At 57.5% G+C, this 21,527-nt stretch carries 18 protein-coding genes; 12 read left to right on the plus strand and 6 right to left on the minus strand.

Going from position 1 to position 21,527, the window contains the following annotated elements; all coding sequences use genetic code 11:
* Positions 1–6 precede the first annotated feature (6 nt).
* The 7 genes from hpaD (at position 7) to ACR0CG_RS06175 (ending at position 8,413) form a co-directional block, all read left to right on the plus strand.
* A complete protein-coding gene (gene hpaD, locus ACR0CG_RS06145; protein WP_170611288.1) occupies positions 7–849 on the plus strand; it encodes a 3,4-dihydroxyphenylacetate 2,3-dioxygenase in 843 nt (280 codons plus the stop codon).
* Between the two features lie 69 nt (positions 850–918).
* A complete protein-coding gene (locus tag ACR0CG_RS06150; RefSeq protein WP_480523405.1) occupies positions 919–1,773 on the plus strand; it encodes a fumarylacetoacetate hydrolase family protein in 855 nt (284 codons plus the stop codon).
* On the plus strand, positions 1,770–2,570 hold the full coding sequence (hpaH, locus tag ACR0CG_RS06155) for a 2-oxo-hept-4-ene-1,7-dioate hydratase (RefSeq protein ID WP_480523407.1): 801 nt from the start codon (positions 1,770–1,772) through the stop codon (positions 2,568–2,570). The genes ACR0CG_RS06150 and hpaH overlap by 4 nt, the downstream gene beginning before the upstream one ends.
* 12 nt (positions 2,571–2,582) lie before the next feature.
* Positions 2,583–3,638 (plus strand): aldolase/citrate lyase family protein, encoded by a 1,056-nt coding sequence (locus ACR0CG_RS06160; protein WP_480523409.1) that lies wholly within the window; start codon positions 2,583–2,585, stop codon positions 3,636–3,638.
* A gap of 81 nt (positions 3,639–3,719) precedes the next feature.
* Positions 3,720–4,472 (plus strand): IclR family transcriptional regulator, encoded by a 753-nt coding sequence (locus ACR0CG_RS06165; protein ID WP_480523411.1) that lies wholly within the window; start codon positions 3,720–3,722, stop codon positions 4,470–4,472.
* 152 nt (positions 4,473–4,624) lie between these two features.
* Complete coding sequence (locus ACR0CG_RS06170) at positions 4,625–7,087, plus strand: FAD-dependent oxidoreductase (protein ID WP_480523413.1); 2,463 nt, start codon at positions 4,625–4,627, stop codon at positions 7,085–7,087.
* Between the two features lie 78 nt (positions 7,088–7,165).
* Positions 7,166–8,413 carry a Tm-1-like ATP-binding domain-containing protein gene (locus tag ACR0CG_RS06175; protein ID WP_480523415.1) on the plus strand — a complete coding sequence of 416 codons (1,248 nt, stop codon included), beginning with the start codon at positions 7,166–7,168 and terminating at the stop codon, positions 8,411–8,413.
* Between the two features lie 162 nt (positions 8,414–8,575).
* Here ACR0CG_RS06175 and ACR0CG_RS06180 read toward each other — a convergent pair whose 3' ends face one another.
* Both ACR0CG_RS06180 and ACR0CG_RS06185 read right to left on the minus strand, forming a co-directional pair.
* The gene (locus tag ACR0CG_RS06180; RefSeq protein WP_170611275.1) at positions 8,576–9,052 is read right to left on the minus strand and encodes a phage holin family protein; all 477 of its coding nucleotides are present in this window, start codon (positions 9,050–9,052) and stop codon (positions 8,576–8,578) included.
* A gap of 9 nt (positions 9,053–9,061) precedes the next feature.
* Positions 9,062–9,340, minus strand: coding sequence for a hypothetical protein (locus tag ACR0CG_RS06185; protein ID WP_480523417.1), 279 nt, complete (start codon positions 9,338–9,340; stop codon positions 9,062–9,064).
* A 216-nt stretch (positions 9,341–9,556) separates the two neighbouring features.
* On the opposite strand from ACR0CG_RS06185, the gene ACR0CG_RS06190 reads away from it, so the two are divergent.
* Positions 9,557–10,609 carry a Hint domain-containing protein gene (locus ACR0CG_RS06190; protein ID WP_480523419.1) on the plus strand — a complete coding sequence of 351 codons (1,053 nt, stop codon included), beginning with the start codon at positions 9,557–9,559 and terminating at the stop codon, positions 10,607–10,609.
* A gap of 256 nt (positions 10,610–10,865) precedes the next feature.
* On the opposite strand, the gene ACR0CG_RS06195 is transcribed toward ACR0CG_RS06190, so the two are convergent.
* Positions 10,866–12,920: an alkyl/aryl-sulfatase gene (locus ACR0CG_RS06195; protein WP_480523421.1), complete on the minus strand. Its 2,055-nt coding sequence runs from the start codon at positions 12,918–12,920 to the stop codon at positions 10,866–10,868.
* A gap of 261 nt (positions 12,921–13,181) precedes the next feature.
* Between ACR0CG_RS06195 and ACR0CG_RS06200 the strand changes: the two genes are divergently transcribed.
* Entirely contained in the window at positions 13,182–14,882 is a 1,701-nt protein-coding gene (locus ACR0CG_RS06200) for a tetratricopeptide repeat protein (RefSeq protein ID WP_480523422.1), read from the plus strand.
* Position 14,883: 1 nt separating this feature from the next.
* On the opposite strand, the gene ACR0CG_RS06205 is transcribed toward ACR0CG_RS06200, so the two are convergent.
* From ACR0CG_RS06205 to ACR0CG_RS06215, 3 genes are read right to left on the minus strand one after another with little or no spacing between them, the layout of a single operon-like run.
* Positions 14,884–15,549 (minus strand): D-lyxose/D-mannose family sugar isomerase, encoded by a 666-nt coding sequence (locus tag ACR0CG_RS06205; RefSeq protein ID WP_480523424.1) that lies wholly within the window; start codon positions 15,547–15,549, stop codon positions 14,884–14,886.
* A gap of 17 nt (positions 15,550–15,566) precedes the next feature.
* The gene (locus tag ACR0CG_RS06210) at positions 15,567–16,493 is read right to left on the minus strand and encodes a carbohydrate kinase family protein (protein WP_480523426.1); all 927 of its coding nucleotides are present in this window, start codon (positions 16,491–16,493) and stop codon (positions 15,567–15,569) included.
* 25 nt (positions 16,494–16,518) lie between these two features.
* Positions 16,519–18,717 (minus strand): family 1 glycosylhydrolase, encoded by a 2,199-nt coding sequence (locus tag ACR0CG_RS06215; protein ID WP_480523428.1) that lies wholly within the window; start codon positions 18,715–18,717, stop codon positions 16,519–16,521.
* Positions 18,718–18,930: 213 nt separating this feature from the next.
* Here ACR0CG_RS06215 and ACR0CG_RS06220 point away from each other — a divergent pair, with 213 nt between their 5' ends.
* Genes ACR0CG_RS06220 through ACR0CG_RS06230 form a run of 3 tightly spaced genes read left to right on the plus strand, consistent with a single transcriptional unit; the run spans position 18,931 to position 21,501 of the window.
* Positions 18,931–19,683 (plus strand): sugar phosphate isomerase/epimerase family protein, encoded by a 753-nt coding sequence (locus ACR0CG_RS06220; protein ID WP_480523430.1) that lies wholly within the window; start codon positions 18,931–18,933, stop codon positions 19,681–19,683.
* Positions 19,683–20,729: a LacI family DNA-binding transcriptional regulator gene (locus ACR0CG_RS06225; RefSeq protein WP_170681324.1), complete on the plus strand. Its 1,047-nt coding sequence runs from the start codon at positions 19,683–19,685 to the stop codon at positions 20,727–20,729. Before ACR0CG_RS06220 ends, ACR0CG_RS06225 begins: the two co-directional genes overlap by 1 nt.
* 22 nt (positions 20,730–20,751) lie before the next feature.
* Positions 20,752–21,501, plus strand: coding sequence for a basic amino acid ABC transporter substrate-binding protein (locus ACR0CG_RS06230; RefSeq protein WP_170611251.1), 750 nt, complete (start codon positions 20,752–20,754; stop codon positions 21,499–21,501).
* The last annotated feature ends 26 nt before the right edge of the window (positions 21,502–21,527 follow it).

The raw sequence follows: 21,527 nt of genomic DNA on the forward strand, positions 1-21,527 counted from the left end.
ACCGTCATGGGAAAGATTGTACAGGCCGCGAAAATCACGCATGTGCCCAGCATCTGGATGTCCCACACGATGCCGAAATACAAAGGCATCCGGCAACCCGCCATCGACGGATATGCGCGCCTGCGTCAGGATGCAATTGACCGCAAGGTGGATACGTTTGTTGTGTTCGACACCCACTGGATCACCAATCAGGGGTTCCATCTGAACACGAAAGAGCACCACAAAGGCCGTTTCATCAGCCACGAGTTGCCGCACATGCTGGCGGACATGGAGTTTGACTATCGCGGGGATCACGAATTGGGGGAAACCATCCTTGACGTCTTGCGTGAGCGGGGGGAGAGGGCCCTTGGCCATTCACATCCCGATATGGGCATGGAATACGGCACCCTTTTGCCCATGCATTTCATCAATGACGGTGTAAATGCGCGGGTGCTACCCGTCGCGGTCAACCAGTTCTCGTCGATTGCCGAAAACCGTGTCTGGGGCGAGGCCATCGCCGAAGGTATCCGTCGTTCCGACCGCAATGTGTCAATTCTCGCATCGGGTTCGCTGAGCCATGACTTTACGCCCAACGAGCGCTCGGTCGAAGGGCTGAACGCCGTGAATGGCGAGTTCAATCGTCAGATGGATATGCGTGTACTGGAGCTGTGGGAACAGGGTCGGTTTGAAGAGTTTTTGGAAATGCTTCCCGACTACGCCAGGAAATGCACGGGTGAGTGTGCGATGAACGACACCGCATTGCTGTTCGGCGCGCTGGGTTGGGGCAGCTACAAGGGCCAGATCGATATTTACACACCGTATTTCGGAAGCTCCGGCACGGGGCAGGCCAACATCAGCTTCTCGGTCTGAGGTCGGGACGCGGGTTCGTATGCTATGTTTTCTCTGCATGGGTGGCAGCAAGGCCGCCGAGGAGGCCTGATGCGCTTTGCAACTTACACCGCCAATGGCGCAACCTTTTTCGGTGCCATTACCAAGGACGGCGCAATTGCGCTGAATGGCGAATTTCCAAACCACAGCAGCTTGTACGAAGTTATCGCCGCCGGAGCGTTCGACCAACTGGCCGAAAAAGCGGATGGTAAACCCGTAACTCATGAAGATTTCACCTATGAAATGGTGATGCCCGACGCCCGCCGTATCCTCTGCGTCGGCGTGAACTTCCCTGACCGCAATGCGGAATACAAGGATGGCAGCGCGCAACCGAAATACATGTCTTTGTTCCCGCGTTTTGCCAGCGGCTTTACGGGACATGACTGCCCTCTGATCCGCCCGCCGGAAAACCACACGCTGGATTACGAAGGCGAGGTGGCCATCGTGATTGGCAAGGCGGGCCGCAGGATTTCACAAGACGACGCCTATGATCACATCGCGGCACTCACGCTTTGCAATGAGGGTACGATCCGCGATTGGGTGCGCCACGCCAAGTTCAACGTCACACAGGGCAAGAACTGGGACAGAACCGGCGCGATCGGCCCTTGGCTTGTGCCTTTCACCGACGCGGCCCAGTTGGACGACGCCCGCATTCAGACGCATGTCAACGGCGAGTTGCGTCAGGACGATACGTTGAATCGTATGATGTTCCCGATCCGGCGCGAGATCGAGTACATCTCGACCTTCATGACTTTGCACCCCGGCGATATCATTGTCACCGGGACGCCAACCGGCGCAGGTGCACGGTTTGACCCGCCGAAATACCTGGTCCCCGGCGATGTGGTCGAGGTTTCTGTCGACGGCATCGGCGCACTGCGCAACACTGTCGAGGATGAACAGGTATGACCCCCGAAGATCACGCTTGCGCGGCCGCCGATCTGTTGCGGGCCGAGCAGACGCGCGAACAGATCGGTCTGCTGACACTGCGGCATCCCGAGATGGGAATGGACGATGCCTATGCGGTGCAGAACGCCATCCATCGCGCCAAACTGGCCGAAGGGCGCAAGGTGATCGGCTGGAAGATCGGGCTGACCTCGAAGGCGATGCAATATGCGCTGAATATCGACATTCCCGACAGTGGCATCCTGTTCGATGACATGGCCTTTGAAAATGGTGGCACTGTGCCTGCGGGCCGTTTCATCCAGCCTCGGATCGAGGCCGAGATTGCCTTTGTCGTGAAGTCTGCCTTGGCTGGGGAACATGTAACCCGCGCGGACGTCATTGCTGCGACTGATTATGTCGCGCCGTCCATCGAAATCCTCGACACTCGCATTCAGCGGGTCGATCCAAAGACCAGCAAGGCACGCACCGTGTTTGACACGATCAGCGACAACGCCGCCAATGCCGGCATCGTACTGGGTGCAGAACGCCACGCCTTTGAGACTTTCGATCTGCGCTGGGTCGGCGCACTGACATTCCGCAATGGCGAGATCGAAGAAACCGGCCTGGGTGCAGGTGTTCTGAATGATCCTGTCGAAAGCGTTGTCTGGCTTGCCCGGCGCATGGCACAATATGGTCAGAGCATCGAGCCGGGCCAGGTGATCCTGTCGGGTAGCTTCATTCGCCCTGTCGAATGTCCTTCGGGCACCGAAATCCACGCCGATTTCGGCTCGTTCGGCTCGGTCGACATACAATTCGCTTAAAGGAGGCTCAGAATGTCCGCGCCACAGAACCCGTTCAAAGCCGCACTGAAGGCCGGGCAACCTCAGATCGGTTGCTGGTTGGGTATGGCCGATGCCTATGCCGCTGAAATAGCGGCCACATCACGGTTCGACTGGCTATTGGTGGATGGTGAGCATGCGCCCAACGACCTGCGCACGGTATTGGAGCAAGTGCGCGTTATCGACGGTTCGGGCAGCCATCCGGTGGCCCGGTTGCCGATTGGCGAGACCTGGATGATCAAGCAGTATCTGGATGCCGGGGTGCAGACCATTCTTGTGCCGATGGTCGAAAGCGGTGATCAGGCGAGGGTACTGGTTCGGGCTGTACAATACCCGCCGCTAGGTGTCCGGGGGGTTGGTTCTTCAATGGCGCGGGCTTCGCGATTTGGCGCAATTCCGGACTACCTGACAACAGCGGACGAACAGGTGTGCCTGCTGGTTCAGGTTGAGAACCGACTGGGCATGGCCGCTCTGGATGACATACTGACAACGGATGTGGACGGTGTTTTTATTGGCCCTGCCGATCTTGCCGCGGATATGGGCCACCTGGGTAACGCCAGTCATCCCGATGTGGTCGAGGCAATTTTTGATGCCCTGACGCGGATCACCGCCGCTGGCAAGGCCGCGGGTATCCTGACACTCGACCCCGGAATGCAGCGCAAATGCCTGGATCTGGGCGTGACCTTTCTGGCGACAAGTATTGATGTAACCCTGTTTGCCTCGGCTATGCGCGGCGCTGCCGACGCGGCGCTGGCGTTGTTGCCGGACCAAAGTGTCACGGGCGTTGCACAGACAAGTACTGGCAGCAAATATCTGCAGCAGTTGTGCAAGCATTGGTCCCACAAGGCCGAAGTTTTCTTTGACGACACCGAAGGGAGTGTGGCCTTCGAGAACGGCAATGCTGTCACGCTGACGGCGGACGAAACCAGCCTGACCATCTCGGCCGCAACCGGACCCCGGGGCGACCTTGCCCGGTGGCAAGAGGTGATCGAAGCCCACCTGGCAAGGTTTGCTTTTCGTGAGGAGTTCAGCATCGACTGGGCGTCTTAATCACGTTCTGACATGCAGACGAGGGTGCGGTGGCATGATCGTCGTGTCATTTCTGGATTATGCCTTTGAGGGGAGATCGAAATGAAAACTGTCGACAAAGCCATGATGCTGCTGCGCCAGTTTTCTTTGGAAAGCCTCGAAATTGGTCTGAATGACCTGGCAAGGGCAACAGGGCAGGACAAGGCGGTCACGCGCAGGCTGCTGGTCTCACTCATCAGTCACGGGTTCATCGAACAGAACCCGGAGAACCGAAAATACCGGTTGGGCCACGGATTCCTCTCGCTGGCCAGGTTGAGAGAGGCCACCGTACCGATGGTGAATGCAACGCAAATCGTATCGCAATGGTTGTCCGCCCAGGCAAATGAAACAGTGCATGTCGGTATTCCCGGCGACAAGGGGATGGCGACTGCGGCCTTCACCTTGCCGCCGCGTGGGAATGTGATCAACCTGCGGCCCGCGGATTCCTACCCATTTCATTCGTCGTCTTCCGGCCTTGCGTATTTGTCGTTCTGTTCGGATCAGACACGCGAGCAATTGTTGGCACTCAAACGGGAAAAGCTGACGCCGTACACCGTGACGGATTTGGAGACGCTCAGGAAGCTGATCTCGGAGACCCGAGCCCGAGGGTTTGCCTGCAGTCGCAATGCGGTTGACATCGGCGTTGCCAGCGTAGCGATGCCGTTCTTCACTGACGGTAAAGATCCTGCGGGAACCGTTGCCATTGCCGTTCCCGACGCGAGTTTGGATGAAGCCCGAACAGTGGAACTTGCCGTGTTTCTCCAAACCGCAGTGGAAAAGCTTGAAATCGCACTGACTGGCGCACCAAGGCCCTGATGAAGAAATGGTGCGATTTATTGTGATTCCTGACCATTCTTTGGCACATAACACCCGACAGCGCAGGGTGGATCCGGCACAGCTTGACCCCACGGCGTTTGTGATCCGAAACCCCGAAGATCGGCTGCCTTGCAGACTGAAGGATTGTTTTGATGCCCAACTCTTTTCCTGAACAAGCGCCTGTGGTGATCATCGGTGGTGGTATCATCGGCATTTCGACCCTGTATCATCTGGCAAAGCGCGGCGTTCCCGCAGTTCTGGTCGAGCGACGGAAGATCGCCAGCGGAACAACCTGGCATGCAGCCGGGATCGTCGGGCAGTTACGCGACAGCACGGCACAGACCGAGCTGGGCAAATATACAGCGCGCCTTTTCAGCGATTTGGAAATCGAAACCGGACAGGCGACCGGCTACAAGACAAACGGCACGATCAATCTGGCAATCGGCGATGTGCGCCACGAACAACTGCTGCGCAGCCACGACCACGCAGCCCGCATGGGGATCGAGACTTTCATGCTGTCTCGCGACGAGTTGAAAGAGAAATGGCCATGGATCGAAACCGATGACGTGAAATCCGCATTCTTTGTTCCGTCGAATGGCCAGGTGAACCCGCTTGACGTTACGGTCGCGCTTAGCAAGGGCGCGCGGGCCATGGGGGCACAGGTGTTCGAAAACACCAGGGTTGATCGTCTGGTCATCCGGGATGGCAAGGTGGTTGGTATCGACACAGAAAGGGGCGTGATCGCGACCAACAAAGTGTTGCTGGCGGGCGGCATGTGGAGCCACCTGTTTGCCAAGGCACACGGAGTAACCGTGCCGCTGCACGCGACTGAACATTTCTACATTGTTACTGAACCTGTGGGCGGCTTGCTTAGGACCCAGCCGATTCTGAACATCGCCGAAGAGCGGACCTATTGGAAAGAAGACACTGGCAAGCTGCTGATCGGGTCATTCGAAAAGCATGGCAAGCCCTATGGCAGGAACGGCATCCCCGAAGACTTCGAATTCGACGAGCTGCCGTTTGACATGGAACATGTCGAACCGAATCTTGAGAAGATGTTCGAACGCATGCCTGCACTGGGCGAGATGGGCATACAGACTTTTTTCAACGGGCCCGAGAGTTTTACACCCGATGGCCGCCCCTATCTGGGTCCGACCGGCGAGATCGAGGGCCTGTTTGTGGCAGCCGGCATGAACTCGAACGGAATCCTGAACTCGGGTGGTGTTGGCCTGACAATGGCGGAATGGATAACCGACGGCGCGCCGTCGCGGGGCATGGGCCCGATGCTGGCCCGCCGGGCGCACCCATTCCAGCGCAATACCAAATACAATCATGACCGCAGCGCCGAGTCAGTAGGCTTCCACTATGGCGTCAACTGGGTCGGACGGCAGGTCCATTCGGCACGCAGAGTGCGTCGGGTGCCGTTGCATGATCGGCTGAAAGAGGCAGGCGCGACATTTGCCGAGCGGATCGGCTGGGAGGTGCCGATGTACTTCGACCCCGAAAAAAAGGGTTGGAATGAAGAACCGAGCCTGCGGCGCAAAGACTGGGCACCGCACGTCAGGGCCGAATGTCTGGCCGCCCGGGATGCTGCTGTGCTGATCGATCAATCGATGTATTCGAAAATTCAGGTGCAGGGTCCGTACGCGGTCAAAGCGCTGAACAAGGTCTGCGGCGCGCAGATGGATGTCACGGTCGGCACCTCGGTCTACACCCAGTTCCTGAACGCGCGCGGCGGGATCGAGGCCGATGTGACCGTGACCCGAACAGCGCAGGATTGTTTCATGGTAATTACAGGCCATCCCAGCCAGATGCGCGATCAGGCATGGATCAAGGATCACGCCGAACCGGGCTGGCGGTTCGAGGTGTTCGACGCGACCTCGGGCTATGGCCTGATCACGATCCACGGTCCAAGATCGCGCGACATTCTGTCTGCCATCTCGGGCGATGACCTGTCGAACGAGGCCTTCCCCTTTGGCGCGGCACGAGAAATCGACATGGCTTATGCCCGCGGGTGGGCCATCCGGCGCTCGTTCATTGGTGAACTCGGGTACGAGCTGATGATACCCACCGAGTTCGTCGCTGGTGTTTATGAAGCGCTGATTGCAGCGGGCAAATCGCACGGAATGCTCCATATGGGAATGTTCGCCATGAACGCTTGCAGGCTCGAGAAGGGCTTCCGACATTTCGGGCATGACATCGCCGAGGATGACACGCCTTATGAAACCGGGCTGGGTTTTGCAGTAGCGCTGGATAAGGCTGGCAACTTCCTCGGCAAGGACGTTCTGACTGAACAGAAGGCTGGCGGTGCCGCGACTGCGCACCGCACCGTATCCTGCAAAGTTGACGACCTGGATGCTGAAACCGGTCCGTATCTGATTCACAACGAGCCTGTGTGGAAGAATGGCAGGATTGTGGGGCATGTCACCTCGGGCGACTGGGGCTTCCGGTTGCAGGCGATGGTCGGTTTGGCCAGCCTGCACCATGAGGAAGGTGTCTCGAAGGCCTGGATCGACGAGGGCGGCTTTGACGTTCAAATCGCCGGGGAAATGTACCCGCTAAGGGTTCAGTTTGCGCCGTACTACGACCCCAAAGGAGAGTTGATGCGGGGCTGACACCAGACCAGGGAAGCTCAATTGACAATCGCGCAGCCTAGTTCTTAATATGTTAATTAAAATTCAGCGGAGGACCTCATGGCGGACAAGACGATCCTTGTCGTTGGGACATATGACACCAAAAACGACGAGTTGGAGTTCATGGCGGCAAAGATCCGTTCCTTGGGCGGTGGTGTGCTGACCCTGGACGTCAGTGTTCTGGGCGACCCCGCCAATCCCACCGACTATTCGAAACATGATGTGGCCAAGGCGGGTGGCAGCTCGATCCAGGCCGCCATAGACAGTGGTAGCGAACATGTGGCTATGCAGATCATGTCCGCCGGTGCCTGTGTCCTGACCCGCCGCTTGCACGATCAGGGCCTGATTGACGGTGTGATCTTACTGGGCGGCACCATGGGTACCGATCTTGCGCTGGATGTCTGTCAATCGTTGCCTATCGGAGTGCCCAAATACGTCGTCTCTACCGTGTCCTTCTCGGCCCTGATCCCGGCCGAGCGTCTTTCGCCGGACATCCAGATGATCCTCTGGGCCGGGGGGCTGTATGGGTTGAACGCGATCTGCAAATCGTCGCTGTCACAGGCGGCAGGCGCCGTTTTGGGGGCCGCACGCGCGGCAGAACCGGCCAAAAGCGGGCGTCCGATGGTGGGTGTCACCTCGTTGGGGACCTCATGCCTCAAGTACATCAAGACACTCAAACCTGCGTTGGAAGAGCGCGGTTATGAAGTTGCCGTATTTCATGCCATGGGCATGGGCGGCATGGCCTTTGAACAGATCGCAGGCCAAAACGGCTTTGTCTGCGTTATGGACTTTGCCGGGTGCGAATTGGGCAATCTGCTGGCCGGTTCCGTCGTGAACGCAGGCAAGGACCGGCATCGCGGGGCAGGGCGGGCCGGCATTCCGCAGATCGTGGCCCCGGGATGTATGGACCTGATAGATTTTGCGGGCTGGCAAGACATCCCGGAACGGTTTTTGAACCGTCCGATCCACACCCACAACAAATTGGTCAAGAACACCTACTACACTGCTGACGAGCGGCGCGAAATTGCCCACGAACTGAACAAGCGCCTTGGCGAAAGTCCCGCGCCCACCCATCTGATCATACCGCGCGGCGGCATCGAGGAATGGGATCGCCCGGGTGGAGATTGTTACGACCCAGATGGCCTGAGCGCGTTTATTGAGGCTCTGACAACTACTGTCGCACCTTCGGTTCAGGCAACCGAACTGGACGCCCATATCAATGACCCGGAATTCTGCATCACCGCCCTGGAGATATTCGACCAATGGGTCGCGCAGGGCATTGTTCCCGCCGGTGAACCAGCAGCCTAAAGCGCGCTGATTCCGTCCGGAGTGCGCTTGGGAACCTTTGGCCTTTCGACTGTGACCCTCGCACAGCCCGTAGGCGCGAGGGCATCGGCGAAGGACATTTCGACCTCTGTAGCGGCCGTTCGTTTAGTTAGATTAGGCGTCAGTCTTTGACTCTTAGGCTTTCTAGTCCGTTTTTGAGCGATCGGAAGCGCGTCGCGCCAGTATCTTAACAATTACGGCGGCCAGTTCGGGCGCGATTGTACCAAAAGGGTCCCGTGACATTTTTTTGACATGCGTAATCGCGTCCTGCGCCTGTGTCAGCCCGTCGCGGATTTCTTCTTCGATGTCTGCCAGCGCCATGTCGCGCAATTCAGTCACTGTTTCACTGTCGGACTGCGAGGACATTGATTTGGCAAAGAGGGCCAGCAAAACCGCCAACACAAGGTTCGCTGCGGCAACCAGAAGCGCCGACAGCGGTTTCGATAGTGTTTCTGACAATGCGAAATAGCCTGCGACATTCAGCATGATCACAGCCAGCCCCACGGCCAGACCGGCCGCGGCATATAGCCCGGTGCGGCGCGCCGCGATGGTAAATTGCCGCTGGGCAATCAGCCGTTCTGAACGTAGGACGATCGACAAGTTTCTGGAAATACGGCTCATGATACGCTCCTACCGGGACCGGCCAATCAAATACCCAAGGGCAAAGACACCAAGGGCAAACAGAATCGGCTTTTTGTGGGGCAAATCTTCCAGTTCGGTCAGCACATCTTCGATCTGCCCGGGAAGATGTCGCAGATTTTCGGCCCAAGCTTCTGAAATCATCTCGTGATCAGGTGTCTGTGGGTCATTGGTTTCGCGATATTCAATCGGCTTCTCGTTGCGGGAATACTCCGCCAATTGGCGCTTTAACTCAGCAACCTGCTGTTCAAGCTCTGCTTTTGTGACCATCCCTTTGGACCCTTCTGCCCCGGTGTTCTGTTTGGCTACCCGAGCCTCGCGGTTGGTGTCCGGGGTCTCTGTTCATCAAGAATTAATCGATTGGCGTGCAAGGTAGCAACTTCGTGGACATGTGTGACCGGTTCCGCTGCACAAAAGTTCCTTATTTAAGCCCAACTTAACTCAGTATAACAAATGAAGCGTGTTTCGCGAGTGTGAGGTCACTTTATGGCGAATTATTCGTATATCGGGTATGATCCCAGCGTAATAACCGTCTCGTTTTTTGGCGGCGGTGTTACGCTGTCCAATACGTATGACCCGAATGCGGACCGGGTATTGTTTTCGGTGGTTGACGGCGCCGGAGGGACGCTGGTCAATGGCGCGCCGGACAATGGCACGGATTTCAACGGTGACAGATTCAACAACGAAGTTGGCGATGACCTGACGCAGACAGGCGACGTGACCAGTCTGGACGGGTCTGTCACGTTCCTGAGTGGCAATATCTACCTCGAAGAATCCTATCAGCTTTTCAAACCGGGCGGCGGGACGATCGACGTGTTCCGGGTCGAGGTCGACGGCACCTTGGCCGGTTATATCACGTCCGAACCGCTTGTTCCGGGCACCAGCTACCCGTTCTCAATCTCGAATGTAACGCCTGGAAACGCGCCGGATACCACTGACCCTGACGCAATTGTCGATGTACCCTGTTTCGTGAAAGGTACCCTGATCGGCACACCAGACGGTTCAAGGCCTGTCGAAAGCCTGATGGCCGGAGATCTGGTTGATACGGCAGACGGGCAGGCCCGGAAAATTCGATGGATCGGATCACGCACTCTGGATTTGTCCGCACAGCGGCATCTAACACCGATCCGGATAGCGCAAGGGGCACTCGCGCCGAACTCTCCGTCGTCGGATCTGATGGTATCACCAAACCACCGGATGCTGGTGACGAAGCCTGTCAATGAAATCCACTTTGGTGACAAGGCGGTGCTGGTCGCGGCCAAGCATTTGCTGGGCTTACCCGGCGTGTCAGTCGCGGCGGACGTGTCGCAGGTAACCTATTTCCATTTCATCTTCGACAGGCATGAAATCGTGCATTCAAATGGCGCGTTTTCTGAAAGTCTTTATCCCGGTGACATCGCCGCGCGAGGCTTCTCAGAGGAGTCCTGGAACGAGATCGTCGAGATTTTTCCCGAGATTGCCGATGGCGTTTGTAGGAACTACGGCCCGACGGCGGCGCGGGTTCTGAAAAAACACGAAGCCAGCATCATGGTGGGCTGACTTCCGGACTGGAAACAACCTGAAGATCGTTGATTGCGGGGGCCTGAAGGCTCACGAAGCGCCATTGTTTTGGGGATGAGGTCTGATTTTACGCACGTCCCTGTGGTGGCGTTCGGCGGCAAAAAAGACATTCTAGCCTCACAAGAAAGGCGAAAAAGACGGGCCGCTGGGGCAGCCCGTCTTCCGGCAGGACAAACCTGCCCTCCACAACGTTGCCGGTTCGTTGTGACAAGGAACCGGTTGGCTGATCGGGGAATCAGCCGCCGTTGGAGTTCGCAAGAGGTGGCTGAGCAAAATCGTTGGCAGGGGCCGTCAGGTCCTGCGCGCCGGTCCCGGGCATTAGCTCAAACCCCAGATCGAACTGGTCCAGAGTTGAGGCCAGTTGCGCCACCAGATCCGCATTGCCTTCGGACTTCGCCGTTCCGTCCGCCAGCATATCTGTCAGCTTCCGCTCTCCGGTCATGACCTGTTCCAGGTCGGTACGGTTCAGAGCAATCGAAAGGTCGGCGTCATCAGCTTTTTGGCCCACGATGTGGGTCAGCGTGGCGTTGCTCATCTCGACGACGATGTTTTCGTCCCGATCGGGGATCGTCAGATTAATCGTGAACTCCATCCCTGCCGCTTTGGCGCTGTTGACGCGGATGCCAAGAAAGTCCAGCCACATGCTTGTCGGCATGGCCTTGATCGTATCCGGGCCGGTGGTTTCGATGGTGGCGCCCTGAGGGATGCCATTGCGCAGTTCATAGGCCGCGCCCAGGAACGAATTGCGGACCGATGGGCTTTCCTTCTGATATCCAATCTGTTCGAAGGCATCGGCCAGCAAGTCCTTGGCGGTCTGGTTCTGCGGCTCGGCGTAGACAAGTTTGTTGAGGATCTCGGTCGCTTCGAGATATCTCCCGGCAGCCACCAGTTCCTGACCTTTTGCCATGATCGGTCCGGCGCCGCCCATCATCTCGACAAACAATGGTGCGCTGTCTTCGGGCGAAAGGGGCGTCAGCGTCGTCGGGTTGGCATCCCAATAACCCAGATAGCGGTTGATCACCGCGCGGCTGTTATGCTCGACCGAGCCATGATAGCTGCGTGCCGCCCATTGATCTTGAAGGCTCTGCGGCACCTCATAGACGTTGTGGACCTGATTGATGGTCACGCCCTTGTTGGCCAGGTTCAGAACCCCGTTGTTGAGGTTGGCATAGGTGTCGCGCTGTGCCCGCATCACCTCCTGAATACGATCATTGCCGAAACGCGGCCATGAGTGCGAGGCGAACATCAGTTCGGCATCCTGCCCGAATTCGTAAAGCGCATCGTTGATATGCTTGGACCAGCTCAGCGCATCACGGACCAGCGCACCGCGCAGAGTGTAGATGTTATGGATGGTGCCGGTGATGTTTTCAGCCGCCCAGAACGCTTTGAGGTCGGGGAAGTAGGTATTCATCTCCGCCGGGGCCTCGGTACCCGGTGTGTTCTGGAAGATCATGCGCACGCCGTCGATGGTGATCTCTTCATAGTCATCCGAGACATAGCGGGTCGGTTCAATCAGGCCGGTGGTTCCGGCCGAGATGTTCTTGCCGATCGACTGGTCCACATGGCCGTAAGGATTTCGCGGCAGCAGAACGCCGTATTGGAAGAACAGCCGGCGGTTCATCACGTTGCCCGCATAAACGTTCTCGGAAACGGCATGTTCCATGAAACCGGCAGGCGCGATGACTTCAACGCCATCGGCGACATCTTCGTCGGTGATGACACCGCGCACACCGCCATAGTGGTCGGCGTGAGAGTGTGAATAAACCACCGCTTTGACCGGCAACTCACCCACCGTGTCGTTCAACAGTTTCAATGCGGCCGCGGCGGTTTCCTTCGACGCCAGCGGGTCAAAGATGATCCAGCCGCTTTCGCCGCGGATAAAGGAAATATTTGACAGGTCAAAGCCACGCACCTGATAAATCTGGCCTTCCAGAATTTCAAACAGGCCATAGTTCATGTTCAAAACTGCCTGGCGTTGCAGCGACGGGTGGATCGAATCGAACTCCTGTCCGTCTTCCAGCAGGAAGTCATAGCTGCCGATATCCCAGGCCACTGTGCCGTCCTCGGTCGTGATCTGGCGATAATCGGGAACGGCGATCAGGCCTTTACGGCTTTCTTCAAAATCCCGCTGATCCTCGAACGGCAGGGTGTTGCGCAATTTTTCCTGAAAATTGACCGTGAATTCCGAGGGCAGTTTACCCTTGGGATCAAAATGCTCCTGTGCGGCTACAAGACTGGCGGAGACAGTCAGCAATGCGGTGGAAAGGGCCAGAATGTGTCGACGTGCCATAGGTTGGGCAGCTCCAATTGATAAATGCTCGATCGTGGTTTTCAGGAGCGTGTTCAGATGTTCCGTTCCGCATTCGTGGAAGTTTGGAAAGACAAACCGATCACCTGCAGCAACTCCTGTTGAAGCAAAGGCTGTTATGCATTCGCGCGCGCTCGTGAAGTGCGAACATGTTGCTACCTGGGCGGTAGTAGATGTAAAAGCGGCGAAACATTTGCCATAAGAGACTATAACAAAACCATTTTTCAGAACTGGATGCCGGATTTGGCCATATCAGAGCGGGATATCCGCACGCAGCTGCAGCGCCTTCTTGACCACCCAGAGTTTTCAGCGACGCCCCAGCGCAGGGCCTTTTTGGCTTATGTGGTCGACGAATACCTGGCCGGCCGGGCCGGCCATATCAAGGGCGTGTCGATTGCCATGTCGGTCTTTGACCGCGATGCCAGTTTCGATCAGCAATCCGATCCGGTTGTCCGGCTTGAAGCGCGCCGTCTACGTCAGGACATCGATGGGTACTATGCCGGTCCTGGTCGCGACGATCCGATACGTCTCAGCATTCCCAAGGGCGGTTATGCGCCGCGGTTCGAACGGATGACGTTTGCCCAACCCAGTTCTGTTCAACCCGCATCAGAGCCTATGAAAAAGGAAGGCCGGTCGCGATCCACCAGAATAATTCTGGCGTCGTGCCTTGGGATGGTATGTGCAGTGATCTGGGCGGGATGGTCTGTCTTGTATGACCCGCCCTCGGAACGAGACCCGGGGTTGCCCAAGGGGCCAATCATTGCGGTCTTGCCGTTTGACTCATTGGGCGAGGCGTCCTTGGTTCTGGCTGATGGCATTACGCAACAACTGACGACCGAACTGATCAGGTTCAACGATTTGTGGGTTCTGCCACTGGGGACGGTTGGCCGTTTTCGGGGCGGCGACACCGACCCGCAGACGCTCCGGACTGAATTCAAAGCGGACTACGCGCTTGAAGGCAGCGTTCTGGAAACCAGAGATTCCCTGCGCTTGTCAGCGCGGCTGATCAATCTGGCCGAGGCGCGGTATGTCTGGGTGCGCAGTTATTCTGTCGGGCGGTCCCCGTCCGAGATCTATCGTGCTCAGGATCAGATAGTCCGGGACGTTACCGGGCAGTTGGCCGGCAAATACGGATTGCTGACACATGACGCGATGCGGTCCGCAGCCCGTACACCGCCCAGAAACCGGGACGCCTATGACTGCGTTCTCGAGTATTACGCCTATCAGATCCGCATAAACCTCAGTCGCCACGCCGAGGTCAAATCCTGCATTCTGAAAGCGGTTGACCAAAATCCTGACTACGCCGAGGCATGGGCGGTTCTGTCGAACCTTTATCTGCAGCAGGTCCGGTTCAATCTGGGTGGCGATCGCACTCAGGTACTGCAATCTGCAAACGTGGCTGCGCGCCGGGCGTTGCAGATCGATCCCAACCTGCCGACGGCTCATCTGATGCTGGCGAACCTGAGGTTTGTCATGGGTGACATGGATGGTTTCCGGAAGTCGGGTGCGGCAGCAATTGACCTTAATCCAAATGATGCGGCCATCTTGGCACATTATGGTATGCGCCGGGCCTTCGGCGGAGACTGGGATGAGGGGTTGGCACTGGTGGATCGCGCGATTGCGCTGAATCCGGTTTACCCCCATTGGTATCGGTTCCCGCGTGTCTTCTACCTGTTTGATCAGGGTGAATTCGAACAGGCCCTGACCGAGCTGAACCAGATCGAGATGCCGGATTTTTTCTGGACGCATCTGTGGCACGCCGCCCTCAGTCACGAAGCCGGTCAGCCGGATCGCGCCAAGGCTGCAATCCGTGACCTGCTGAGACTTCAGCCGGAGTTTTCCGCCAACGCGCTGAAAACACTCTCTATCTGGCAACTGGATGAAGCATTCAAGCAGAAACTGCTGCGCAGTCTCAGCAACGCCGGACTGCCCGGCGACACCTGATTTAATAGTCTGCAACCAGCAAAAAGTCGGGGGCCACGTCTTCCTCAATTGAGGCGAAGCGGGGAATGGGATCTTCGAACACGTTGTCGGTACGGTCATCATTAACCGTGGACACCTCACCAATCAGACAATCGCCCTGTTCCGCCCAGAAAGCATGCCAGATACCGGGCATGAGTGTGACACTCTGGCCCGGTTTCAGCCGCAGATGCTCGCCCGGTTGGATTGTCACGGGGCAACTGTCGCTGGGTACGGTCACGGCATTATCGCGGTCTATGCCGCCCCCGGCGTCAGATCCATAGATTTCCATAACCAGGTCACCACCACCACGGTTGATGATGTCTTCAGCCTTGATGATATGCCGGTGCATGGGCGAAAGCTGTTTGTCCCGCGAAATCAGCAGTTTCTCAGCATACAGCATGCCACGCCCCTGATTTAGTTGGGTCACGTCGCCATTGCGCAGGGTGAACAGAAACAAACCCAGTTCATCAAACCGACCTTGTCCGTAATCGGTGATATCCCAGCCCAACCCTCGTTCGCGGATACCTGAAGCTTGCGGGCTGCGGATTTCGTCGGGCGACCAGTCCGCAAAGGGTGGCAGAACCGCCCCGAAAGACTGGATGAAAGCCTGAGCTTCTGCCTTGATGCGATTGATTTCGGATCGTTTCACGAAAGACCTTCCTTTTCTTATAGCTCGTGCCGCCACGGCGGATTTGCCCCGGCGCGGGATACGGTAACGGCGGCTACTTCGGCCCCCATTTCAAGGGCCGCGCACAACTGGGTGCGGGACAGATTACGCAAGCCCGGTTTGGTCAGATGACCCGACCCGTTCAACTGGGCCAACACGCCTGCATTGAATGTGTCGCCGGCGCCTACCGTGTCGACCACCTCTGCCGGTTTCACTGGCACCGAGACGTTCGATCCATCAGCAAGATACCCGGAAGCGCCATCGCTGCCCCGAGTGACCAAAACCACGGCAGGACCGGCCTGCAGCAGCAAAGGCACCTTTTCTTCCAAAGGTTCCGGGCCCGGTATGATCCAGTTCAAATCTTCGTCCGAAACCTTGAGGATATCGGTTTGCGAAATCATGCGGTTCAGGCGGGTGCGGTATCTGGTCGGTTCCTTGATAAAGCCCGGGCGGATATTCGGATCCAGCATGACAGCGCGATCCGATCCGTGGCGGTCAAGCAACGCGGCATACGCATCAGCACAAGGCTCACACGCCAGACTTATCCCGCCGAAATACATTGCTGATACCGTTGTCAGCTGTTCTGGCATGTCTTCGGGGCGCAGCATGCGTCCTGCGGTGTTCTCGTCAACGAAACTGTATGTGGCTTGCCCGTTCTGCAATTGCACAAAGGCCAGCGTTGTTGGGCGGTCTGATGCTATCAGATGCGTGGTATCGACATGACTGTCGTTGAGCGCCTTTTCCAGTTGTCGGCCAAACATGTCCGTAGACAAACCTGTCAGCATCGCGGCCGGCGCGCCAAGACGGCCCAGTGCAATGGCTGTATTGAAGACGGCACCGCCGGAATGGGGCACAAACCCCTGTTCCCCGGACAGCGTCGGAGAGGCAATCATATCAATCAAAGCTTCGCCACAACACAGGATCAAGATAGGAGTCCTTTCGGATTGGAGATCAGATGCCCTTGCCCCGCAGGGCGTTATTGCAGAAGTTGTTTGCACCGATTATGCCGAATTCAGACTGCTCTGAAACATAGAGGTTCATGGACCGGCGCAACTCACTGAAGCGGCCACCTGCATTGAAGGCCGCACGAAATGCGTCACGAAACAGCCAGCGGTTCTTTTCTGCCACGCCGCCAACCAGGTAAACGCCACCTATTGGCATGAGGGTCACCGCCAGATCGCCCATCATGGCGCCAAGATGCGTGGTGAACATTTGCGCCGCCTTCGCCGCGAACGGATCAGTTTGCGCGCGCGCATCCTGCAGGATGTCCCGGGCGTTGCGTTTTGGCGTGTCGGCATGACCCGCGGCCAGGCCAATAGCCTGATACAGAACCGGCAGGCCGGTGCCGCTCAGAAACATCTCGGCCTCCAGCACCAGACTGCCGTCAAAGAAACAGTCGGGCGCGATGCTTCGGGCAGCGCGGAAGACCTCGACCTCGTCATCATGGCGCGGGGACAGGCCGATATGGCCGCCTTCGCCCGACACAGTATGGTAGCGCCCTTCCGAGTAGAGCAATGCGCCAACGCCAAGACCAGTGCCCGGTCCAACCACCAGACGGGTTCCGGGCGGAGGTGTTTCGGACCCTTGCAGGACATCGACATCACTTGATGAGATTTCCGCCACCGACCAGGCGGCCGCGGTGAAGTCATTAATGACGAATGTATTCTGCGCGCCCGTTGCCCGCCCGATGTCTGTTTCGGACAGGTCCAGATGGGCGTTGGTCAACCGGATCGTTCCATTTTTTACCGGCCCGGCCCCGGCCGCGACCACCGCGCGCGGGTCAGTTCCGATGTCGTCCCTCAACTCGTGGAAGGCCGTGAGCAACTGGGAAAGATTGCCCGTCGGGTGTTTTCGCAATTCAGTCAGTTGCCCGTTCGAAATCACTCCGAGCCGTGTGTTGGTTCCACCGATATCGGCAACCAGGTTCCAATGTTCGTGCATGCGACCGGCAGGCTGCGCCATGGGACGCGCCAGAACCTCTACTTTTGACAACGCGTTCTTTATTGCCTCGAACGATCCGTTTTCTGCAAACTTATCATCGCCAGGCAAGGATCGGGCGAAAAACCCTTCGACAGGCACGCCTTGACCCGTTGCAGATTGAACCGCTCCAAGAGCTTGGTTCAGGCGTTCGATCCCTTGTTCAACTGCGCGCTGACCGAGGTTCCGCCGAATGCCGTCGGTGACATAGATGGGCAGGTCGCCGGTGTACTCCTGTTGTATGTGTAACAGAAGCTTCGGCAGTTCGGGGCTGGTTTTCTGTTCAAACCCGTCTGGTGGATCGACGACTTCGCACGAAACACAGTTGAGGGCACACCAGTCTATCGGCGCGCCAATCGTTTCGAAATCATCCTGCCAACCGTGTGGCAGAAGTTGCTCCAACTTGTTCGGTTCGTCTACGGGATAGGTTTTGCGGAACAGGGCGTTGTTGACGTGGCGCACGTATGATCGGGAGCCATTCCCGATTGTGCGCTCTCCTTGGTCATCAGCAGTCGCAATTTCAGCCTGATCGATATCCAGCATGACGCCAAGATTTGTCATGCCCAGCCCGCGCATGGACTGGATCGACTGCCCATGCGCCAAAAGCAGATGGTGCATGGTACGCGCCGTAGTTCGTGTAAAGCGCTGTCCAGGGATTTGGCGATTTGATTCAATAACGTCCAGTGGCGAACAAATTGGCGCGACGCTGTACATCCTGTCGCCGACACGGCCCATTATGATTTCCGTAAAGTCAGCGAACCAACCGGCAATGTCGCGATTTCGCCACCCCCCCAGGTCCGCAAGCGCCGTGGGCAAGCCCTGGTGAAACAGGGTGGCGCAGGGGCGTATGCCACGGTCCAGCAAAGCGTCTGCCAGCCGGTCATAATAATCAAGACCATCCGGGCTGGCCGCGCCGCGGCCTTCGGGCATCACCCGCGTCCAGCTGACCGTGAAAGCCAAGCCGTCAAACCCGGCTTCGCTTACCGGATCGAGCCACTGTTCCAGCTTGCTGAGGGGGTCATACGCCGAACCATCCGAGTTTTGTGTCGAAGCCGTAAGTGTTTCCCGCCCCATCTGACGTGCATCATCCCGGTTGGCTTCCTCGCCCTGGCAGGCAGGTGACGCCACGCCAAAGAGGAAATCTTTGGGAAAGTCGCTGCGTTTGAAATTCATGCTCGGAACCTGCCGGGGTCGGGAATGATTGCGCTACCATTTATCAGGTCCTTTTGCGGCAATCCAGATGTATGCGCAGTCAAAAATGACTTCTTCTGCTCAAGTACCCGTCTTGGAATCCGGTCGGGACATCAGCTTTTTTCGGAGCTTGACAAAGAAGGGCGGGTTGTTTCACGGTGATTGAAACGTTTCAATGAACTTAAACCGGTGTAAATGCGGATATCAGCCCAGCTATATACCGTGCGCCAGCTTGGCGATCTGCGATCTCAGCTTGATCTGGTCGCGCGCTGCGGATTTGCCGATGTTGAGACGGTCGGGTTTTACGGTCTCTCTGTATCGGAAATGATTAAGCAGGTGCGGCAATCCGGATTGAAGGTTCGGTCGGCACATTTTGAATGGGAAGACTTCGAAAGCCGGTTCCAAGAAATCATCACCTTGCTGAAGGGTTTGGAATGCCGAGTGGCCGTCATGCCTTGGCTGGCGCCCGAGGCCAGGCCCGACACTGCCCAGGGATGGTGGGTAGTGTCGGGCCAGTTGGCAAGCTGGGCCGCGCGTCTGGCTGAGCACGGCATATGTCTGGCGTATCACAACCATGACTTTGAACTGGTCGGCCCCAGGGGCGAAACGCCGCTGGATATCATATTGTCCAGAAAGGCGTTGTATTGGCAGCCGGATATAGGATGGCTGGCATCTGCCGTTTCGGAACCCCACCATCTACTGAACCGATATTCCAACCGGATAACGTCGGCGCACGCAAAGGACGTGAAGCCCCGAGCCGGGCCCGAGGATGATCTCTGGTGTGCGCCGGGGCAGGGGCTGGTCGACTGGGCGCTGGTGTTGCAGGCCCTGGCCGACAGTGCCTGCACTGACATTTTTGTCGAACATGACGACACGCAAAACCACGCCGAAATACTCAAATCCGGTCGTCTTTTCCTGTGCGACCAGTTTTTGGCCGGGGTCGGGTAATGGCGCGGGCGACGATCAAGTCGATAGCCAGACAAACCGGCTATTCGGTGGGAACCGTTTCCAATGCGCTGCGCGGGGCGGCTTCGGTCAAGGCGGAAACGCGCGAAGTGATCCAGGCCGCAGCAGCTAAAATGGGCTATCGGGTCAATCTGGACGGGCTGAAACTGCGCACCAACAAATCCTATCGCATTGCGGTTTTGGTCAGCGTATCCCCGGACACGGCCGATGAGTGGGAAGGGGTGGAGTTCACCCGTATCGTGGCTGGAATCTCCAGTGCCCTTCAGGGGTCGCGGTATGAGTTGAGTGTGTTCAGCGTCTCGGACGTCACAGATGCAATGGCAAAACTGGGCCGGATTGTTCAGGACGGGCTGGCCGATGGTGTGATCTTCTCCGGTACATTACACGACGATCCGCGCATCGCGTTCCTGCAGAAAAAAGACTTTCCCTTCGTCACCATGGGCATGAGCGAAAGTGAAGCCCCACATGCTTACGTCGATCTGGACAGTCAGGCCGCAGCGCATGATGCAACGGCGCGCCTGATCCGGCTTGGGCACCGACGTATCGCCTTGGCCAACCCGCCAAAGAATCTGATCTATGCGACGCAACGACAGCAAGGCTATGCCACCGCACTGTTGGCCGGTGGTTTGCCGGTAGAGCCGGAACTGATCTTCAACGGTCCGGTCACTGCAAAAACGGGGCAGCGGGTTTTCGATGATCTGATGCGCCTGCCGAACCGACCCAGCGCCTGCATATGCGCAAACGAAGCGATGACGCTTGGTGTATTGTCCGGCGCGCATCGCGCTGGCGTCAGGATTGGGCGGGATCTTGTGGTCATCTCGACCGATGACCTGCAACTCAGTCGGTACTTCGTGCCGCCACCCAGCACCTATTATGTTCCGATCGAAGAGACCAGCCAATTGCTGGGCGAGTACATGCTGAAAACGCTGGAGGGGGCCGACCCCACAAGGACACAAAAAAAGATCAGGGCCAGATTGATCGAGCGGCAACCTGACACCGCCGCGCCGCAAACGGCGCACACAAATTGAACCAACAGAGGAGTAGACGAAAATGTTCAAGAACTTGTTTGCCGCAGCGGCGCTGACCGCGCTGACCGCACCCGTGGCCATGGCCGCCGATCTGGAAGGGCGCGTGCTCAAAATCGGAACCGATGCCACCTATCCACCGATGGAAACCGTTGATGAATCCACCGGCCAGATCGTGGGTTTTGACGTGGATGTGATGAACGCGATCTGTGAAAAGGTGAATTGCGTTCCGAACTTCGTGAACACCGCGTGGGACGGCATCTTTGCGGCGCTTCAACAGGGCGAATTCGATCTGGTGATCTCGGGCGTGTCGATCACGCCGGAACGCGAAGAAACCATGGATTTCTCGGACCCCTATATCGTGGTCAGCCAGGCCATCCTGCTGCAGGTCGATAACTCTGACATGACACTGGATGACTTCAAGGCTGGCGGCCAGAAACTGGCGGCGCAAACCGGTACCACCAATGCGCAGCTGGCCGAAGAACTGGTCGGGCGTGAGAATGTCAGCCTGTATGATAATTTCTCGGCCGCCATTTTGGCGCTGCAGAACGCCGATGTGCAGGGCGTCATCATCGACGGAACTTCGGCTGCGGCGTACGAGCAGGAGTTTGCAGGTGAACTGACCGTGGGCATCACCGGTCTGCAGTCCGATCCGCTGGGCATCGTGTTTCAGGAAGGTGACGCCACCGTTGACGCGATCAACGAAGGGCTGGCGGCGATCAAGGAAGATGGCACGCTGGATGCCCTGGTCGGCAAGTACTGGAGTACCGAGTGATCCTCTGAACGAACAGAAGGTCCGGC

The sequence above is a fragment of the Ruegeria sp. AB8 genome (assembly GCF_056542605.1).